Source organism: Chelatococcus sp. YT9, assembly GCF_018398315.1.
Lineage (GTDB): Bacteria > Pseudomonadota > Alphaproteobacteria > Rhizobiales > Beijerinckiaceae > Chelatococcus.
This window is the reverse complement of record NZ_JAHBRW010000002.1, coordinates 977,451-992,662: the sequence shown is the minus strand read 5'-3', so window position 1 is coordinate 992,662 and position 15,212 is coordinate 977,451. Positions and strand designations below refer to the sequence as shown.

13 protein-coding genes are annotated in these 15,212 nt (G+C 61.7%); all 13 read right to left on the bottom strand.

Annotated features, from left to right (window positions below; genetic code table 11):
- Window positions 1-877 precede the first annotated feature (877 nt).
- The 13 genes from KIO76_RS24595 to KIO76_RS24535 all read right to left on the bottom strand — a co-directional run bounded on the left by KIO76_RS24595 (window position 878) and on the right by KIO76_RS24535 (window position 15,208).
- A complete protein-coding gene (locus KIO76_RS24595) occupies window positions 878-1,747 on the bottom strand; it encodes an SMP-30/gluconolactonase/LRE family protein (RefSeq protein WP_213326207.1) in 870 nt (289 codons plus the stop codon).
- Window positions 1,737-2,486 (bottom strand): ABC transporter ATP-binding protein, encoded by a 750-nt coding sequence (locus KIO76_RS24590; protein WP_213326206.1) that lies wholly within the window; start codon window positions 2,484-2,486, stop codon window positions 1,737-1,739. Before KIO76_RS24590 ends, KIO76_RS24595 begins: the two co-directional genes overlap by 11 nt.
- A 2-nt stretch (window positions 2,487-2,488) precedes the next feature.
- Window positions 2,489-3,235, bottom strand: a complete 747-nt coding sequence (locus KIO76_RS24585) for an ABC transporter ATP-binding protein (protein ID WP_213326205.1) — start codon at window positions 3,233-3,235, stop codon at window positions 2,489-2,491.
- On the bottom strand, window positions 3,232-4,212 hold the full coding sequence (locus KIO76_RS24580; RefSeq protein ID WP_213326204.1) for a branched-chain amino acid ABC transporter permease: 981 nt from the start codon (window positions 4,210-4,212) through the stop codon (window positions 3,232-3,234). Before KIO76_RS24580 ends, KIO76_RS24585 begins: the two co-directional genes overlap by 4 nt.
- Entirely contained in the window at window positions 4,212-5,090 is an 879-nt protein-coding gene (locus KIO76_RS24575) for a branched-chain amino acid ABC transporter permease (RefSeq protein ID WP_213326203.1), read from the bottom strand. Before KIO76_RS24575 ends, KIO76_RS24580 begins: the two co-directional genes overlap by 1 nt.
- A gap of 58 nt (window positions 5,091-5,148) precedes the next feature.
- Window positions 5,149-6,288: an ABC transporter substrate-binding protein gene (locus KIO76_RS24570; RefSeq protein WP_213326202.1), complete on the bottom strand. Its 1,140-nt coding sequence runs from the start codon at window positions 6,286-6,288 to the stop codon at window positions 5,149-5,151.
- 528 nt (window positions 6,289-6,816) lie between these two features.
- Window positions 6,817-7,860 (bottom strand): GGDEF domain-containing protein, encoded by a 1,044-nt coding sequence (locus tag KIO76_RS24565; RefSeq protein WP_213326201.1) that lies wholly within the window; start codon window positions 7,858-7,860, stop codon window positions 6,817-6,819.
- Window positions 7,861-8,896: 1,036 nt separating this feature from the next.
- A complete protein-coding gene (locus KIO76_RS24560) occupies window positions 8,897-9,322 on the bottom strand; it encodes a carboxymuconolactone decarboxylase family protein (protein WP_213326200.1) in 426 nt (141 codons plus the stop codon).
- Between the two features lie 35 nt (window positions 9,323-9,357).
- Window positions 9,358-11,352, bottom strand: a complete 1,995-nt coding sequence (locus KIO76_RS24555) for an oxidoreductase (protein WP_213326199.1) — start codon at window positions 11,350-11,352, stop codon at window positions 9,358-9,360.
- On the bottom strand, window positions 11,349-12,329 hold the full coding sequence (locus KIO76_RS24550; RefSeq protein WP_213326198.1) for an ABC transporter ATP-binding protein: 981 nt from the start codon (window positions 12,327-12,329) through the stop codon (window positions 11,349-11,351). Before KIO76_RS24550 ends, KIO76_RS24555 begins: the two co-directional genes overlap by 4 nt.
- On the bottom strand, window positions 12,322-13,305 hold the full coding sequence (locus tag KIO76_RS24545; protein WP_213326197.1) for an ABC transporter ATP-binding protein: 984 nt from the start codon (window positions 13,303-13,305) through the stop codon (window positions 12,322-12,324). The genes KIO76_RS24550 and KIO76_RS24545 overlap by 8 nt, the downstream gene beginning before the upstream one ends.
- On the bottom strand, window positions 13,302-14,192 hold the full coding sequence (locus tag KIO76_RS24540) for an ABC transporter permease (RefSeq protein ID WP_213326196.1): 891 nt from the start codon (window positions 14,190-14,192) through the stop codon (window positions 13,302-13,304). The genes KIO76_RS24545 and KIO76_RS24540 overlap by 4 nt, the downstream gene beginning before the upstream one ends.
- Entirely contained in the window at window positions 14,189-15,208 is a 1,020-nt protein-coding gene (locus KIO76_RS24535; protein WP_213326195.1) for an ABC transporter permease, read from the bottom strand. Before KIO76_RS24535 ends, KIO76_RS24540 begins: the two co-directional genes overlap by 4 nt.
- Between the last annotated feature and the right edge of the window lie 4 nt (window positions 15,209-15,212).

The window sequence follows — 15,212 nt, the reverse complement described above, 5'->3', positions numbered from 1 at the left end:
ACCATCGTGGTGGCGGGCACTGTCCTCACCGGCGGAAAACATGTGGTTGCCGCCATCAGGGTACTCAGCCCTCGATCGCTGATTGCGCGCGCCGGTGCAGGTGATGCCAAGCAGCTGCAGGCAGCGCTACCCGGTCGAGAAAAGCAAAAAGACGGCGCGCACAAAGCCTGGTTGATGGCGAAGGCCCACGCCGCAGATCGCCTAGTGGATAGGATCGCGCGCATCCAATTCCGGAGCGCTTTTTTGAGTACTCCGGAAGCTTCGCTCACTGGCGCTACTCTAAATGTACGGCAGCGTTCAGCCTTGACGTGCTAGGGGTGGGTTCCACTTAACCTTCAAATTTAGATGAATATCATGTTTTATTAATGATTTCATTTTGTCAGGGTAATCAATTTATACCCTTTTACGATCCACCGTGGCAGCGTTTACAACCTGTCGATGACCTCTTGTACGCGCCGACGTAGGGCAGCTCGAATGCCGAGGGTAAGATAAAGACCCAAGCAGCCAAGATAGGCGGCAGGTTCAGGAGCATGGTGGAGACGACGGATCGACCCGCCGTCTCACGCTAAAGCCGCCGCCCGTGATCGATCTCTGCAAGGCGACCGCCGCAGAGGCCGAGTGCCCGCCGACGAATGCCCCGGGAAGCAGCAACTTGAGTCAGCTCGTGTTCGCAATGGGCTGATAGATCGCGCCGTACGGTGGCTCAACGAAAACCTTCGCCCAGCCGCGCTCACGTCACTGATGTGACCGGGGCATGCGAACGGTGAATCGAGATCGCCCCCAACTCGCTTGCGCACGATAGCGCCCCAACGTCACGATCGATCGGCAGTGGCGTGGGTTCCCGGGATGTGACAATTCGATGGAGGGCAGTCCCAATTTACAGTCCGGCGCAAAATTCCGGGCTACCTGATACGCCGGGATCGATCGTGAAAAGGCGACCCGCCAGGGGCTCCTCCCATTGCGTCGCTTCCGACCGAGGGGCACTCGCGGAGGTGATGTACAGCCGTTCAAGTCTCTCCCCGCCAAAACAGCAACATGTGGGATGGCTCGTGGGAAGATTGACCGTTACGTTGATCGCGCCATCCGGTGTATATCGAACGATACGGCCGCCAGCATACTTGGCGTTCCAAAGATAACCTTCGGCATCCAGGCAGCTTCCATCGGGCCGGGCAGGAGCATTGGTTCGAGCGAAGACACGCCGCTCACCGAGCGTCCCGCTCGCAGGATCGAGATCACATACCCAGATTGTATAGGCGCGGGTATCTGCATAGTACATCCTGCCACGTTGTGGATCAAAGGCGAGGGCGTTTGGGATGGCCAGCGCTTCGGCCATGCGTTCCACTTTCAGCTCTGGAGAAACGCGATAGAGCGCGCCGACCGGCGCGTAATCGGCTTCACGCAGCGTGCCGATCCAGAAATTTCCGAAGGGATCGGCCCGCCCGTCATTCTTGCGATGGCCTGTCACCCCGGGTTCCGGGTCAACCAGAAAGCTCTGCTCACCGCTCGCAGGATCATAGGCGTAGAGCCCATCGTCGCAGGCGAGGATCAACCCGCCCCGCTCCCGCAAGGCAATGGAGCCAAGACGCTTGGCCCTGACGGGATGGCGCATGCAATGTCCCGTCTGCGGATCATGGCTCCAAAGCTCTCCCGCCAGCACGTCGACCCACCAAAGGCGGCTGGTGCGCCAGCACCAGAGCGGACATTCGCCCAACCGATTGGGTGGGGCATCCAGCACTTCAAACCGCATGGACTGGTGCTGCCCCTGCGGGGTCGGATTCGACGTGCCCTCCCAGGAAAAGCTGGCCGACACGCGGATCGGCAAGAAGCTTGTCTGCGGTATCGTGCATGCGCGTTTGGCCGAGCTCGAGCACGAGCCCATAATCGGAGATGGCGAGCGCAGCTTTGGCGTTCTGCTCGACCATCAGCACCGCGACGCCCTGATCGCGCAGGCGGGTCAAGGTTCGGAAAACCTCCTGCACCAGATTGGGCGAAAGGCCGATAGAGGGCTCGTCTATCAGGATCAGCTTGGGATCAAGCAAAAGCGCGCGGGCCACCTCGAGTTGCTTCTGCTGCCCGCCGGAGAGCTCGATTGCCTTGCGGTCCCGGAATTCGCGCAGCATTGGGAACTGATCCATCACCGCCTCGATGCGCCGCTTCACCCTGGCCTGGTCGGGCGCCGTAATGCCGCCGAGCTCGAGATTGTGATAGACTGAGAGCTGCGGCACCACGTTGCGTCCCTGCGGCACATAGGTGACCCCGCTGCTTATCATCTGCCGTGGCGTATGCCGCGTGACGTCCTTCCCTTCCAAGAAAATCTGGCCCGAGTGGATGCTGAGCAGCCCGAAAATCGCTTTGAACACCGTCGATTTTCCAGCGCCATTGGGTCCGATCACTGTCGTGATCGAAGCCTTTGGAATGGAGAACGAAATGCCATTCAAGATGGTGATCTTGCCATAGCCGCCGTGGACGGCCTTGAGTTCGAGCATGCTCATCCTCCGAGATACGCATCGATCACGGTCTGGTTGGACCGGATCTCGCCAGGCGTTCCTTCGGCAATGATTTGACCCTCGGCGAGCACGATGATGCGCGTGCAGAGGCTCATCACGAATTCCATGTTGTGCTCAATGACGACGAAAGTCGTGCCATGCTCCGCATTGTACGTGGCCAAGCGTTCCTTGAAATGCGACAGCATCGTCAAGTTGACGCCGCCGGCAGGTTCGTCGAGCAGCACGAGGCTGGGACCAGCCATGAAGGCCATCGCCGCGTCCACGAGCTTTTGCTGGCCATAAGAGAGCGAGCCTGCCAGTTCGTCGCGCAAATGCCGCAGCCGGAAGAAGGCAATCATCCGATCCGCCTCTTCCGTCAGGCCCGCATCCGACGGGCCAAATAGCCGCGACATTATTGTGCCATGGTGCTCCTGCCCGGCGAGTATGATGTTGTCGAGCACCGACATCTTCGGAAACACCGAAAGCTGCTGGAAGGTGCGGCCAACGCCCAGTTTGTTGAGCTCCGAGGCACGCATGCCGGAAACCGAACGGCCATTGACCGAAACATGGCCAGCGTCTGGCGAAAGCTGCCCCAGAATACAGTTGAACAACGTCGACTTGCCGGAACCGTTGGGACCGATCAGCCCCAGTATCTCGCCTTTGTGGACGTCGAAGGATACCCCGCGCACCGCGCGAATGCCGCCGAAGCTCTTCTCAATGTTGCGGATGGAAAGGACGGGATCACTCATTGTTGTAGACGTGCTCCCTCGGCCATGTCGCCTCGAACCTGCTGGCGTGGCCAGAACCTATCACGCACACGTCCCCAGATGCCGATCAGGCCGGACGGCACGAAGACGAGCATGACGATGACCAAGGCCGAGTAGATGATAAGGTAATAGCCCTCAGTGAAACGGAGCACCTCCGGCAGCAGGATGACCACCGCTGCGCCTATGAAGGGGCCGAAAAAATAGCCAGCGCCGCCGACGACGACCATCAGCAGGATGCGCAGCGAATGCGCGAGGCCGAAAGACCCCGGCTCGATGAACTGCACGAGCGGCGTCACGAGGGCGCCCGCAAGGCCGCCGTAGGCCGAGCCGATGGCGAAAGCGAGCAGCGTCACCCGGCGTGTGTCGACCCCCAGGCTTTCGGCCCGGATGGGATTTTCCCGCAGCGCTTTGAAAGCACGGCCCCAAGGAGAACGCACGATACCCCACATGGCGAGCGCGGCCACGACGGTGATACCTAACGTGAAATAATAGAAGGGCAGCTGCCTATCAGTGGAGAATAGACCGAAATCAGGCCGGGGCATGCCCGAAAGGCCGTAGGTACCGCCCGTCAACCATTCCTCGTTGCGCAACACGAGAAACACCAGCGTGTTGAAAGCGAGCGTCACGAAGGCGAGAAAATGGCCCTTCACTCTCAGCGCGGGATAACCGAGCACGAGACCCACGGCGAAACACAGAGCAAGCCCAATCGGCAGAGCCAGCACCCAATGCCAACCTGCGAGCGTTATCAACGCCGTCGTATAGGCACCTATTGCCATAAAAGAGGCCTGCGCCAACGAGATCTGCCCGGCATAGCCGAGCGTCAGGTTGAGACCCATGGCGGCAATGGTGAAAATCAGCCAGGAGGTCAAGACGTAAACGAGGTAATTCTTCTGTCCTACCGGAAGCAGGATCGCCGCCAGCAGCAAGAGAACGATTGCGAACAGCCGCCAACGGCGCATCAGACCGTCCTCCCCTCGGAGGTGCCCATGATGCCTTGCGGACGCACCAGAATTATAACGATGAGCAGGACCAGCGGCAGGGCGGCACGATACTGCGCCGTGACATATGTCGCGGTCAGGTTGTCGAGCACGCCAATCAGCAGACCGCCGACGAGCGCGCCCCGAATCTGGTTGAAGCCGCCGACGATGGCCGCGATGAAAGCGATAAGCCCCAACGTCTCGCCATTGGAGAACTTTGCCAAATATACGGGCGTGATCAGGAAAGAGGCGAGTGCAGCCAGAGCGGCGTTGATCAGGAACGTATAGAGCACCATCCGCTTGACATCGACACCAAGGATCTCCGCCACACCCGGATTCTGTGCGGTCGCCTGCATGCAGCGACCGGTTCGGCTGCGGTTGAGGAAGAGAGTGAGCAGCACAACAATGCCGAGGGAGATACCAAGGTTCATGAGGTCGCGCAGGGAAACGACGGCACCGAACACATTGATCGGATCGCCGGGAAACATCGCCGGAAAGGGTTGGGCTTCCGCGCCATAGAACTCTTTCGCGCTCTCCTTCAGAAGGATGCCGAGCGCCATGGTTGCGATGATCAGCGTAATGCCTCCATGCGGCAGGATGGGTTCGACGATCAGCTTTTTGAAGGCCAGGCCAAGGACCAGGACCGATATGATGAGGCCAAAGAGCAGCGCGATCCAGAACGATAGCCCGAGCCAGTTCATGCCGATCAGCACGAAGAAGGCCGGTATCATGACAAATTCGCCCTGCGCGAAATTGACCGTCTGCGCTGCCTGCCAAACGAGCGTAAAGCCGATCGCGACGAGCGCATAGACTGCTCCGGTCGCGAGGCCGGACAGCAGGACTTGGAGGAATTGGGACATGGCGCGTCTTTTCGCTGGATGGCCGCGGCGAAGATCGTCGCGGCCGCGAGGAAAGCCGTCAGTTGGCGGGAACCGTGCCGATCACGACCGGCGAGCCATCCTTGACCTGAACCATGAAGCTTGGGCGGGACATTTCGCCGCGATCGTCCCAGCAGGTATCGAGCAGGATCTTGGGATAGTCCGCCGCCTTGAGGCATAGGCCGCGCATCTTCTGGGAAAACGCTTCACCATCGGTCTTACCGACCAGATCCGTCACGTATTTGGTCGCCCAGACGCCGACATAGCCCTTGATGGCATCATGGGTCGGCTTGCGCTTGAAAGTCTCTTCGAAGGATTTTGCGAAAGCGGCGATACCCGGGACTTGTGTCGCGGTCGCCGTGACACCGACATGGGCGATGGCGCCGTTGGCTGCGCCGCCCGCGAGTTCGATGACCTTGGCTTCGGTCAACGTGACCTCACCTACGAGCGGCATCGCCAAAGCCTGCTTCTTCGCCTCGATGAGGAAGCGAGCAGATTCCTCCTGGTTCATGTAGACGAAGACGGCATCAGGGTTGGCGCTCTTGAGCTTGGCTACGTCGGCGGCGTAGTCCGTCTGGGCCTGCTCCGATGCGACGTCGGCAACGACCTCGATGCCGGCCTTCTTCATTTCTTCTAAAAAGACCGTTCGTCCGCCTTTTCCGAATTCGTTATTAACCCACGCGACGCCAACCTTTTTGGCCTTCAGCGTGTCCTTGAAAAAAGGAGTCAGCGCAGGTACGCCCTTCTGAGCACCGGATGAGGTGCGATAAACAAAGGGGTTGCCTTTTTCGACGATAGCCGGCGCCTCTGAGCCGACGAATTGGGGGATGCTATTCTGCTTCGCTACCAGCATGTTGACCATCGTCGAACCGGAATAAACCGTGCCGATGATCGCGATAACGCCTTCATCGATCGCCTTCTGGACGAGCGCGCGCGACACCTGTGGGTCAGTCTGCGTATCGTACTCCGACATCTCGACCTTCTTGCCGAGGATGCCGCCAGCAGCATTAACCTCGGAAACGGCGAGCTTGGCTCCATCGCGCCAGTTGGTGCCGGAGGGCGCTCCTGCCCCTGACAGCTCCGCCACCATGCCGAGCTTCACCGTGTCGGCCGCCTTTGCGGTTGCAGTAACAGCTGGCCACGCCACCATGGTGGCAAGCAGCAATGCAAATCGATTCATAATGTCCTCCCGGTGCTTTGGCGAAGGGCTTTGAACGCTGTCTCCCATCAGCGCTGCCCATTCATCTTATCGTTCACGAGATGGAATGGCTCCGCCCCTTTTGCCAAGTAGCTTAGCGCTCTTTCCCCAGAAGAAAATCCGTCGGGTTCCCAGTCTGCCCGTCGAACCTGCCCCCGCGCCCGACATTCTTCGCCAACCGAGGCGCTCCAGCGATGATCAGCGGCACCGCGGTGTTGGTGACAACACACGCCGTGAACTGACGAGTGCCGGCGCGCGACGTCCCCCCTCCCCCCGCGCCTTGGGAGGAACCAGGCCCTTGGATGAGATTTGGGCAGTTGTGGGAGGCCGGTTAATCAGGCCGCTGCTCCCGGCTCTTAACAGGCCTGTGAAGAGGGCGAGCACTTTAGCGATAGCGCCGAGACAACGAAACTCGCGCGTCCTTCAGGCAGACTTGCATAAAGCTCACTTGGCACAACAGGCTGGACGCGTTGTTGAACTGCTCGGCTTCCGAGGGCTTTACCCGCCGAGTTATTGGACACTTCCATTCGCTGCGTAGATCGCGAGCCCATCTCGGCCTTCGCGTTTAGCACGATACAGCGCCGCGTCGGCCTGTTCGAGCGCATCGTGAATGGAACAATCGGAACTGAAGTTCCATTCGGTAAGGCCCAAGCTGGCGGACAATGAAATGTGATATCCTCGCCATTCTACTGGTTCTGCCGAGAGGGCCGTCGTCAGCCTTTCTGCAATCCCCTCCGCCTCACGGAGGTCCGTGTCGGGAAATAGCAGGCAGAACTCGTCGCCACTCAACCGAGCCAGAATGTCACCGCGGCGCAGCACGCGTTCGGCAACCCGTGCGACATGGATGAGACATGCATCGCCGGCGGCGTGCCCGTGACGGTCGTTGATGATCTTGAAATTGTCGAGATCGATCATGAGGACGCAGGCACTGCTTTGCTGGCGATGCCGGGCCTTGTCGAATGCTCGAGCTTTCTCGTGGAAGCCCCGCCGATTAGGTAGGCCCGTCAGATCGTCAGTAATCGAAAGCGCGACCAGATCGGCTCTCAAACGATCGATCGCCATGAGAAGGAACCCCAGATAGCATACGCTCCCACCAACCAACGCCGCAGCGAGGAACCAAGCGGCGAAATCGTAATATCGCTCGGAGCTTAGTACGCCGATCAGACGGGCGAGGTTTGTGCTGGCCTCGGCGATATGACCCGTAAGGGCGAGCGCTATTCCACCGAAAACCACCAACACACCCAGCCTCAGAGGGGTACGCTGCAGTGCCATAGCGGCCAGGACAATGGGAAAGATCTGGACACCCACATAAATGATGTTTTGGAGGGCACGCTGTTCTCCGGCCGTCGCCGCTATGGCGATTGCGGTGAAAGTCAAGACAGCAGCCGAGCGCGGCCAATCCGGTGCTTCGCCGTAGAAAACCCGTATGCCTTGCCACATAGTGTTGAATCCGGCGCCGATCAGCCAGATCCCGATAAAGGTCGGTACGGCCGCCGCCCCAGAGCCTTCCAGAGCCAACGATATTCCGCCAGCCCCGGATAGCAGCAGTGACATGAGCCAATACCTTGCCGCAATGAACGACGCGTAGGCCCACGAAATCCCGGCCCAAATGACCGCAAGGCTGAGGGTATTCAGAAAAATGAGGACATAAAGCGTTGGAAAGTCGAGGGCCATAGTTCGACCGATAACCCTATCGTGCGCTGCGGATATCGGCTCCGATGTTGCCGGCGCGATGCTCGCAACCGCTCGGCTCCCTGATCACGCATTGGCCTCGTGCTGACGCCGCAGCCTGCAATTGCCCGTTCCCGCGCGATCCCCGCTCGAGGTGCCCATCACCGGACCAGGATTACGCGATTTCGCAGAGCGTATCCGCCCAGGAGGGTCTCCGAAAGACGAGCGGATAGTGCGCAGAGAGAAGAAAGCTTGCGGGATAGCCTTTCGATTACGCCGCACGACAAACGCGCCTCACCATTTCAAACTCGATGTATGTCGCTCAAAGCGAAAACTCCGTGGCTCACCATTAGATCAGCCTAAGCGGGAGATCCAGATGATGTGGGAGTGAATTGCATGACAAATCGATGCATTTCGCCACGGGCATACCAAGCGCGGGGGAATGAGATCCTCACCCCGGCATGTTGCGAGATCCAGATAGAGAGGGCCACGCTCGAAAGTGTTGAAACTTGACGGGGAACGCGAGCCTGAAGAGCGTGGAGCTGTTCTGCGGCAAGCTAGGCTAGCGTTGCGGACCCAAGCCCTGTCGTAGACAGCTCTCGACGTCCGAAGCCTGGTCTTGGCGCTATCGCGCGGTCGGTGGGCGGAAATCCGGCGAGCAGAGCGACCGTCATGTTCAAGGCTAAAAACGCATGAGCCCTTCCTCCTAGGCTTTACCGAGGAGTCGCCGACCGCTTTTTCATAAGAATGGCGAGGCCGGAGGCTCCCCCGGCCATCCCGTAAATGGTCTTGGATCACATCAAGTCCAGACTTCCCGAGCCGGAGCCCGACGTCGGTCCGGTCAAGCTCGCGCTGGAAAATACGCGACCATCAGCGAGCCCGGACGCATGTCAGCTAACCGGCGCCGGAAACAATCGACTTATTCGGCATCTACACCGCTGCGGGTGATTTCCACCTCTTGCGGCACCAGGCCATGGCCCTTTTCCATATCCTGGAAGACGCGACATGCTGCTTCGAAGGTCGGCATGCCGCATGGCAGCGCTGCCATGAATGCTGCCTCGCGAACCTCGTTCCAGGTAGCACCTGCCTTCATCGCGCGGGCGGCGCTCCACTCGATGCCTTCGCGGTCGCCCTTGGCAGCCGTCGTCACTCCAACCATGACGAGAAAACGAGTCTTGAGATCGAGCGCCCGCCCTTCTTCGTCGCCGAAGATGACAAAGGACGCAAGATCGCCGTATCGGCGCACGAACTCGGGGTTGAGATCAGCCAGCACTTCGTGAAGCGGCAAGGTATAGCCACGCACGTTACGGATCTTGTCGAGTTCTTTCTGGCCTTCGGGTGTCATGAGGTCTCGTCCTTTCAGGAAATGAAGAGCGGGGTTCAGATCAGGCGAGCGACGCGCTCGCCTTCGCGGATGGCATCGCTGACTCGGCGCGGCGCCATGCAGTCTCCGATCATGTATAGGCCTTGAATACGGCCATCAGCCCGAAGCTCGTGAAAGAGCGTATCGTTGGCGGACGATCCCAATACAAGAACAACGGTATCCGCGGGGCTGTCATGCTCCTCACGCGTATATACATCGCGCTCTCGGATACTACTTTCGCCGATAGCGATGAGTTCGCGATCGCAGCGAAAACTGACCCCAAGTCGCCTCAGCCGACCATAGACCTTGCCCCAGTCGCGGCTGGCTGAGAGCCCAGGCGAAGCCTGTCCGAGGGGCGTGACGAACGTGACCTCATGGCCGGCACTCGCCAGAAAATCCGTGACGACGGCACCCTGACGGCCGCCGAGGGAATCGTACACGACGACACGACGGCCTATCGCTGGCCCATGGTCGCTTCCGAGAACGTCGGCCAATGTGAGAACATGGGGCTGACCTGTGCCGGGCACGGCCTCGCCTGCCCAGCGGCTCGGACGCAAAGGCGTCCAGCCATGCCGCAGCGGGGTTGAGCCCGTCGCGACGACCACGGCCTCGAAATTCTCCAGATCATGGCGGCCGGCACGGGTATCGAGCCGGACCAGCACCCCGCCGCGTTCGAGTTCCCCTTCCAGATGGGTGATGATACCCTTTAGCTCCTTGCGGATCTCCGCACGCGTAAACCAGGCAGCCTGGCCGCCGAGCCGATCCCGTGCTTCGAACAGAGTGACCTCGTGTCCGCGCCGGGCAAGCGTTGCGGCAGCCCGCATGCCGCCAGGCCCACCGCCAACAACCGCGACCTTCTTGCGCTGCGTGGCCGGCGCATGCTTGTCCTCGCCGATCTCATGCTCCGCTCCCGCGGCAGGGTTATGAATGCAGGCAATCGGCGCCTGCGCGAAAATCGATTCCATGCACCAGTTGGCTCCCACGCAAGGCCGCACCTCGGACGTGCGCCGCTCCTGGGCTTTCAAGGCCCAGTACGGATCCGCGATAAGCGCACGCGACAGGCCGATGAAATCGCAGGCCCCGTCCGCGAGAAAGGCCTCGCCCTCCTCCGGCGTCACGATGCGGCCCACGCCCACCACGGGCAGACCGACAGCCTGCTTCACGATCCGTGTTGCGGGAAGCTGGAACCCATGCTCCTCCGGCGACGTCGGATAGATCAGCATCCTGTTGACGTAGGTGCCATGGCTGCAGGAGACATAGTCGAGCTTCCCCGTCGCCTCGAGCCGCCGGGCGATCTCCGCCCAATCGTGGGGACCGAGCCCGCCTTCCAGGCCATCGTCGGAGTTGATGCGGATACCGACGATAAGATCGGGCCCTGTTTCCTCCCGTGTTGCGTCGATGATCTCCGTCACGATGCGCAGGCGGTTTTCCAGGCTGCCGCCATAGGCGTCGTTGCGATGGTTGGTCGCCGGCGACAGAAACTGCCCCAGCAGATAACCATGGGCCATCCCATGGACTTCGACACCGTCGAGCCCACCCTCACGGGCATAGCGCGCGGACAGCCTATACCCCTCCACGATCTCGGCGATGTCGTCCTGCGTCATCACATGCGGCATCTCGCGGTACACCGCGCAAGGGATCGCCGACGGCGCCCATACCGGGAGACCATTGGCGACCGAACTCGTCTGCCGCCCGCGATGCCAGGGCTGTGCCAGGATCTTGACGCCATGCTGATGCACTGCATCGGCGATCTTGCGGTATTGCGCGACCATGCGCGGATCAAAAGCAAAAGCCTTGCCCTTGTAGGGCTGGGTGGTCGGATGCGCGGCCATCGCCTCCATCGTGATCACCCCTACGCCGCCCTTGGCTCGCTCGACGTAGTAAGCAATGTGCTCGTCGGTGAAGAGATGGTCCTTGACGAGCAAGGTAGCGTGAGCCGTCATCCAGATGCGGTTCTTCGCGGTATGGCGGCCGAGTTGGCACGGCTCGAAGAGATACTTGAAATCCCTCATGGTGCAGTTCCCAGTGCAATGATGTTGCTGCTGTCGTCGAGACGATTGCAGGCGGCGAGTTGCCCTCGCCCCGCCGGCCGCAGCTCGGGAGGCACAAGGCGACAATCATCCCGCACCAGCGGGCAGCGCGAGGCGAAGGAGCAGCCGGGGGGCAGGTTTATCGGGCTGGGGATTTCGCCCTTCAGGACGATCCGGTGCCGGCTCTCGCGCGGGTCTGGCGGCAGGTAGGCTGAGAGCAGCGCCTGGGTATAGGGGTGCTGCGGGGCCGCGAAGATGGCCGGGCCGCTCCCGACCTCGACCACGCGCCCGAGATAGAGCACGAGCACGCGATCCGAGATCAGGCGGACCGTGCCGAGATCATGGCTGATGAATATCATCGCAAGGCCGAGTTCGCGCTTCAGTTCGAGCAGCAGATCAAGGATCCCTGCTCTCACCGACAGATCGAGCGAACTCGTCGGCTCATCGAGCACGAGCAGACGCGGATTGCTGGCGAGCGCACGGGCTATGCAGACACGCTGGAGTTGGCCCCCGGACAGATCGGCCGGCAATCGCGCCAGCAGGGCATCGGACAGCCGCACCCGCGCAGCAAGCTCACTGACGCGGCGCCGCCGTGACGCTGCATCGAGTGTGGTGTGGAGCTTGAGCGGCTCTTCGATGAGGTAGCCGATGCTGAGGCGCGGGTTCAGCGCTGCCCACGGGTCTTGGAAGACCATCTGCAGATCGCTGCGGACATGGCGCAGAGCGCGTGGGGATAGTGTGCCGAGGTCCGCGCCCGCGAACAGGACGCGGCCCTGCGATGCATCGATCAATCGGGTGATCAGGCGGCCGAGGGTTGATTTGCCCGAGCCGCTTTCCCCCACGATGCCGAGGATCTCCCCGGGCGCGACCGTAAGGCAGACGTCGTTGACAGCCCGCACGACATGGTCGCCCCGCCCGAAGCGTTTCGAGACATTCTCGACGGTGAGCAGGTCAGCCATGTTTGGTCCGATCGGCATGATGGCACCGCACCTCACCGCCTTGCGGCAGGGCGATGCTGGGAGGAGCGGTCCGGCAGATGTCGTCCGCGAAGCGGCAGCGCTGCTGGTAGACGCAGCCCGCCGGCAGCGCGAACAGGTCAGGCGGAGCTCCCGCCGCCGGCGGGCGCTGACCCTGCGCGATGCGCTCAGGGGTCGCTGCCATGAGGGCCTGCGTGTAGGGATGCGACGGGGTGACCAGAATGTCGCGCACCGGGCCGCTCTCGACGATCGTGCCAGCAAACATCACCGCGACCCGGTCACAATAATGCGCCACCACCCCGAGATCATGGGTGATGATCATCAGACCCATGCCCTTGTCGAGGACGAGCTGCCGCAACAGATCGAGGATCTGCGTCTGGACAGTCACATCCAGCCCGGTCGTGGGCTCGTCCGCGATCAGCAGGCGCGGATCATTGGCAAGGGCCATGGCGATGAGCACACGCTGTGCCATCCCTCCGGAGAGCTCATGGGGCCAGGCTTGGGCGCGTCTGGCAGGATCGGGAATGCCAACGAGACCGAGAAGCTCTACCGCCCGCCGCCGGGCCGTCGCCCTCTCGACAGGGCGATGGGCGCGCTGGATGCGGACGATCTGATCGCCTATGCGACAGAGTGGATCGAGCGAGGTCTTCGGGCTCTGCACGACCATCGCCATTGCCGTGCCGCGCAGGCTGTTGAATGCCTCCTCTCCCAGTGCCGACAGCTCCGTATCGTCCAGACATATGCTGCCCGCCTGACGCCGAGCCGGGGGCCGCAACAGGCCCATGACGGCCTGTGCGGTCAGGGATTTGCCGGCTCCGGTTTCACCGACGAGCCCAAGGACCTCGCCGCGTTCTACTTTGAAGCTGACATCATTGAGAGCCCGCGCGACGCGGGGGCGGCCGAGCGCGTCGTCATCAACGAATCTCACATCGAGGTTGCGAATGGAAAGCAGGGTCATGCGGCCCTGCCCCGGCGCCGCGGATCGAGCCAGTCCTGCACCGCGTCACCGCACATGTTGAAGCCGAGCACGAGCATCACCAGCGCGATGCCGGGGAACAACGCGACCCACCATTCTCCGGTAACCATCTGCTCCGCGCCCTGGCGGATCATCGCGCCCCACTCCGGCGTTGGGGGTTGCACACCAACACCGACGAAGGCGAGCGTGGCGCTGACCCGGATGGCCCAGGCGAGCCTGACCGCGCTTTGCGCCAGCGCACCTTTGATGGCATTGGGCAGGATATGCACGAAGAGGATGCGCCGCAGCGGGTTGCCTGCTGCAACGGCCGCTTCGACCAGCCCGCTCGAGCGGAGGGCCAGCACCTCGGCCCGCACCACACGCACGAAAATCGGCGCATCGACAAGGCCGATGACAAAGACGATCTTGCCCAGCGAATTGCCGGTGGCGGCGACGATGGCCATGGCCAGAATGATCGAGGGAAAGATCCGCAGAGCATCCGTGGTGCGCAGGATCGCCTCGTCGAGCAAGCCGCCGCGATAGCCGGCCACGAGGCCCAGCGGCACACCGATGGTGATGGCGATCAAGACAGCCGGCACCGCGATGCCGAAGGCGAGCCGGCTGCCGTAGATGATGCGGCTGAACACGTCCATGCCGGCATTGTCGGTGCCGAGGAGGAACTCCGCGGATGGCGGCTTCAGAACCTCGTAGGGATTTGCTTGAAGAGGATCATGGGTGGCGATCCACGGTGCGAAGATCGCCAGGATCAGGAACAGCAGCACGAGCCCGACACCGATCGCGGCGTGCGGCGTCCGGCGTGCGAACCGGCGCAAGCGCAGGACGAAAACTTCGAGCCCGCCCGGCTCCGTCATGACGCTTTGCTTGCTCATAGGGCCTGCACCCTCGGCTCCAGCAGGATCACCGCGAGATCAACCACGAGGAAGATCACGAGCGAGGCCAGCGTGACGTAGAGCACGTAGCCCTGGACGGCGACGAAATCCCCTTGGATGATGGCCGAAAGCCCGTATTGTCCGGCACCGCCCCAGGCAAAGACCAGCTCTATCAACGACGACGTCCCGACAAGCCCGGCGAGCTCCGTGCCGATGAAGGTGATGAGCGGAACGAGGCTGTTGCGTAGGACAAGGCGCTTCATGACACGCGGCGGCAGCCCGGACGCGCGCGCATACCGGACGAAATCACTGCTCAGCACGTCGAGCGCGATCGCGCGTGTCTGCTTGATGATCGGCGCCGCCGCCACGATCGCGAGACATAGGACAGGAAGCGCAAGCTGGGCGGCTGCCGAGCTAAGGGCCTCCGTATCCGCCGCGAGCAGGGCATCGATGACGTAGCTTCCGGTGATGGCCGGCGGCGGCGTGACCATGAGGCTGATGCGCCCCATCGGTGGCGGCGCCCAGCCGAGAAGATAGAAGAATACGAAGATAACCAATAGCCCGAGCCAGTAAGTCGGAATGGAAAAGCCGAGGAGGGACAGGAAACGGCTCAGATGATCGAAGCGGCCGTTCGGATGTGTCGCCGCATGAAGCCCCGTGGGGATGCCGATCAGCGCACCAAGGCCGACACCGAGCAGCAGAAGCTCAAGCGTCGCCGGGATGCGGCTGAGGAGATCCCCGAGAACGGGCCGGTTGTTCAGCCATGACGTGCCGAGGTCGAGGCTCAGAACCTTCCCGGCATAGACCGCAAACTGCTCCGGGATCGACTTGTCGAGCCCCAGCTCTTGACGGATTTCCTCGAGTTGCTGGGCGCTCGCCGTTGGTCCGCCGAGAAGTGCGACGGGCTCCTGCCCGCCGAGACGAACCAGCACGAAGGCGAAAAGCATGACCCCGAATAGGATCGGGATCGTCAGCGCGAGCCGTCGAAACAGGAAGAACGCAATCTGGCGGGGCATCGTT

What these genes read in the sequence shown, in the direction of transcription:
- KIO76_RS24580 (WP_213326204.1), bottom strand. Translation starts at nt 4,212, where the DNA reads ATGCGCCGTTGGCGGCTGTTCGCAATCGTTCTCTTGCTGCTGGCGGCG.
- KIO76_RS24595 (WP_213326207.1), bottom strand. Translation starts at nt 1,747, where the DNA reads ATGCGGTTTGAAGTGCTGGATGCCCCACCCAATCGGTTGGGCGAATGT.
- KIO76_RS24550 (WP_213326198.1), bottom strand. Translation starts at nt 12,329, where the DNA reads ATGGCTGACCTGCTCACCGTCGAGAATGTCTCGAAACGCTTCGGGCGG.
- KIO76_RS24540 (WP_213326196.1), bottom strand. Translation starts at nt 14,192, where the DNA reads ATGAGCAAGCAAAGCGTCATGACGGAGCCGGGCGGGCTCGAAGTTTTC.
- KIO76_RS24545 (WP_213326197.1), bottom strand. Translation starts at nt 13,305, where the DNA reads ATGACCCTGCTTTCCATTCGCAACCTCGATGTGAGATTCGTTGATGAC.
- KIO76_RS24570 (WP_213326202.1), bottom strand. Translation starts at nt 6,288, where the DNA reads ATGAATCGATTTGCATTGCTGCTTGCCACCATGGTGGCGTGGCCAGCT.
- KIO76_RS24585 (WP_213326205.1), bottom strand. Translation starts at nt 3,235, where the DNA reads ATGAGTGATCCCGTCCTTTCCATCCGCAACATTGAGAAGAGCTTCGGC.
- KIO76_RS24575 (WP_213326203.1), bottom strand. Translation starts at nt 5,090, where the DNA reads ATGTCCCAATTCCTCCAAGTCCTGCTGTCCGGCCTCGCGACCGGAGCA.
- KIO76_RS24590 (WP_213326206.1), bottom strand. Translation starts at nt 2,486, where the DNA reads ATGCTCGAACTCAAGGCCGTCCACGGCGGCTATGGCAAGATCACCATC.
- KIO76_RS24555 (WP_213326199.1), bottom strand. Translation starts at nt 11,352, where the DNA reads ATGAGGGATTTCAAGTATCTCTTCGAGCCGTGCCAACTCGGCCGCCAT.
- KIO76_RS24535 (WP_213326195.1), bottom strand. Translation starts at nt 15,208, where the DNA reads ATGCCCCGCCAGATTGCGTTCTTCCTGTTTCGACGGCTCGCGCTGACG.
- KIO76_RS24560 (WP_213326200.1), bottom strand. Translation starts at nt 9,322, where the DNA reads ATGACACCCGAAGGCCAGAAAGAACTCGACAAGATCCGTAACGTGCGT.
- KIO76_RS24565 (WP_213326201.1), bottom strand. Translation starts at nt 7,860, where the DNA reads ATGTCACTGCTGCTATCCGGGGCTGGCGGAATATCGTTGGCTCTGGAA.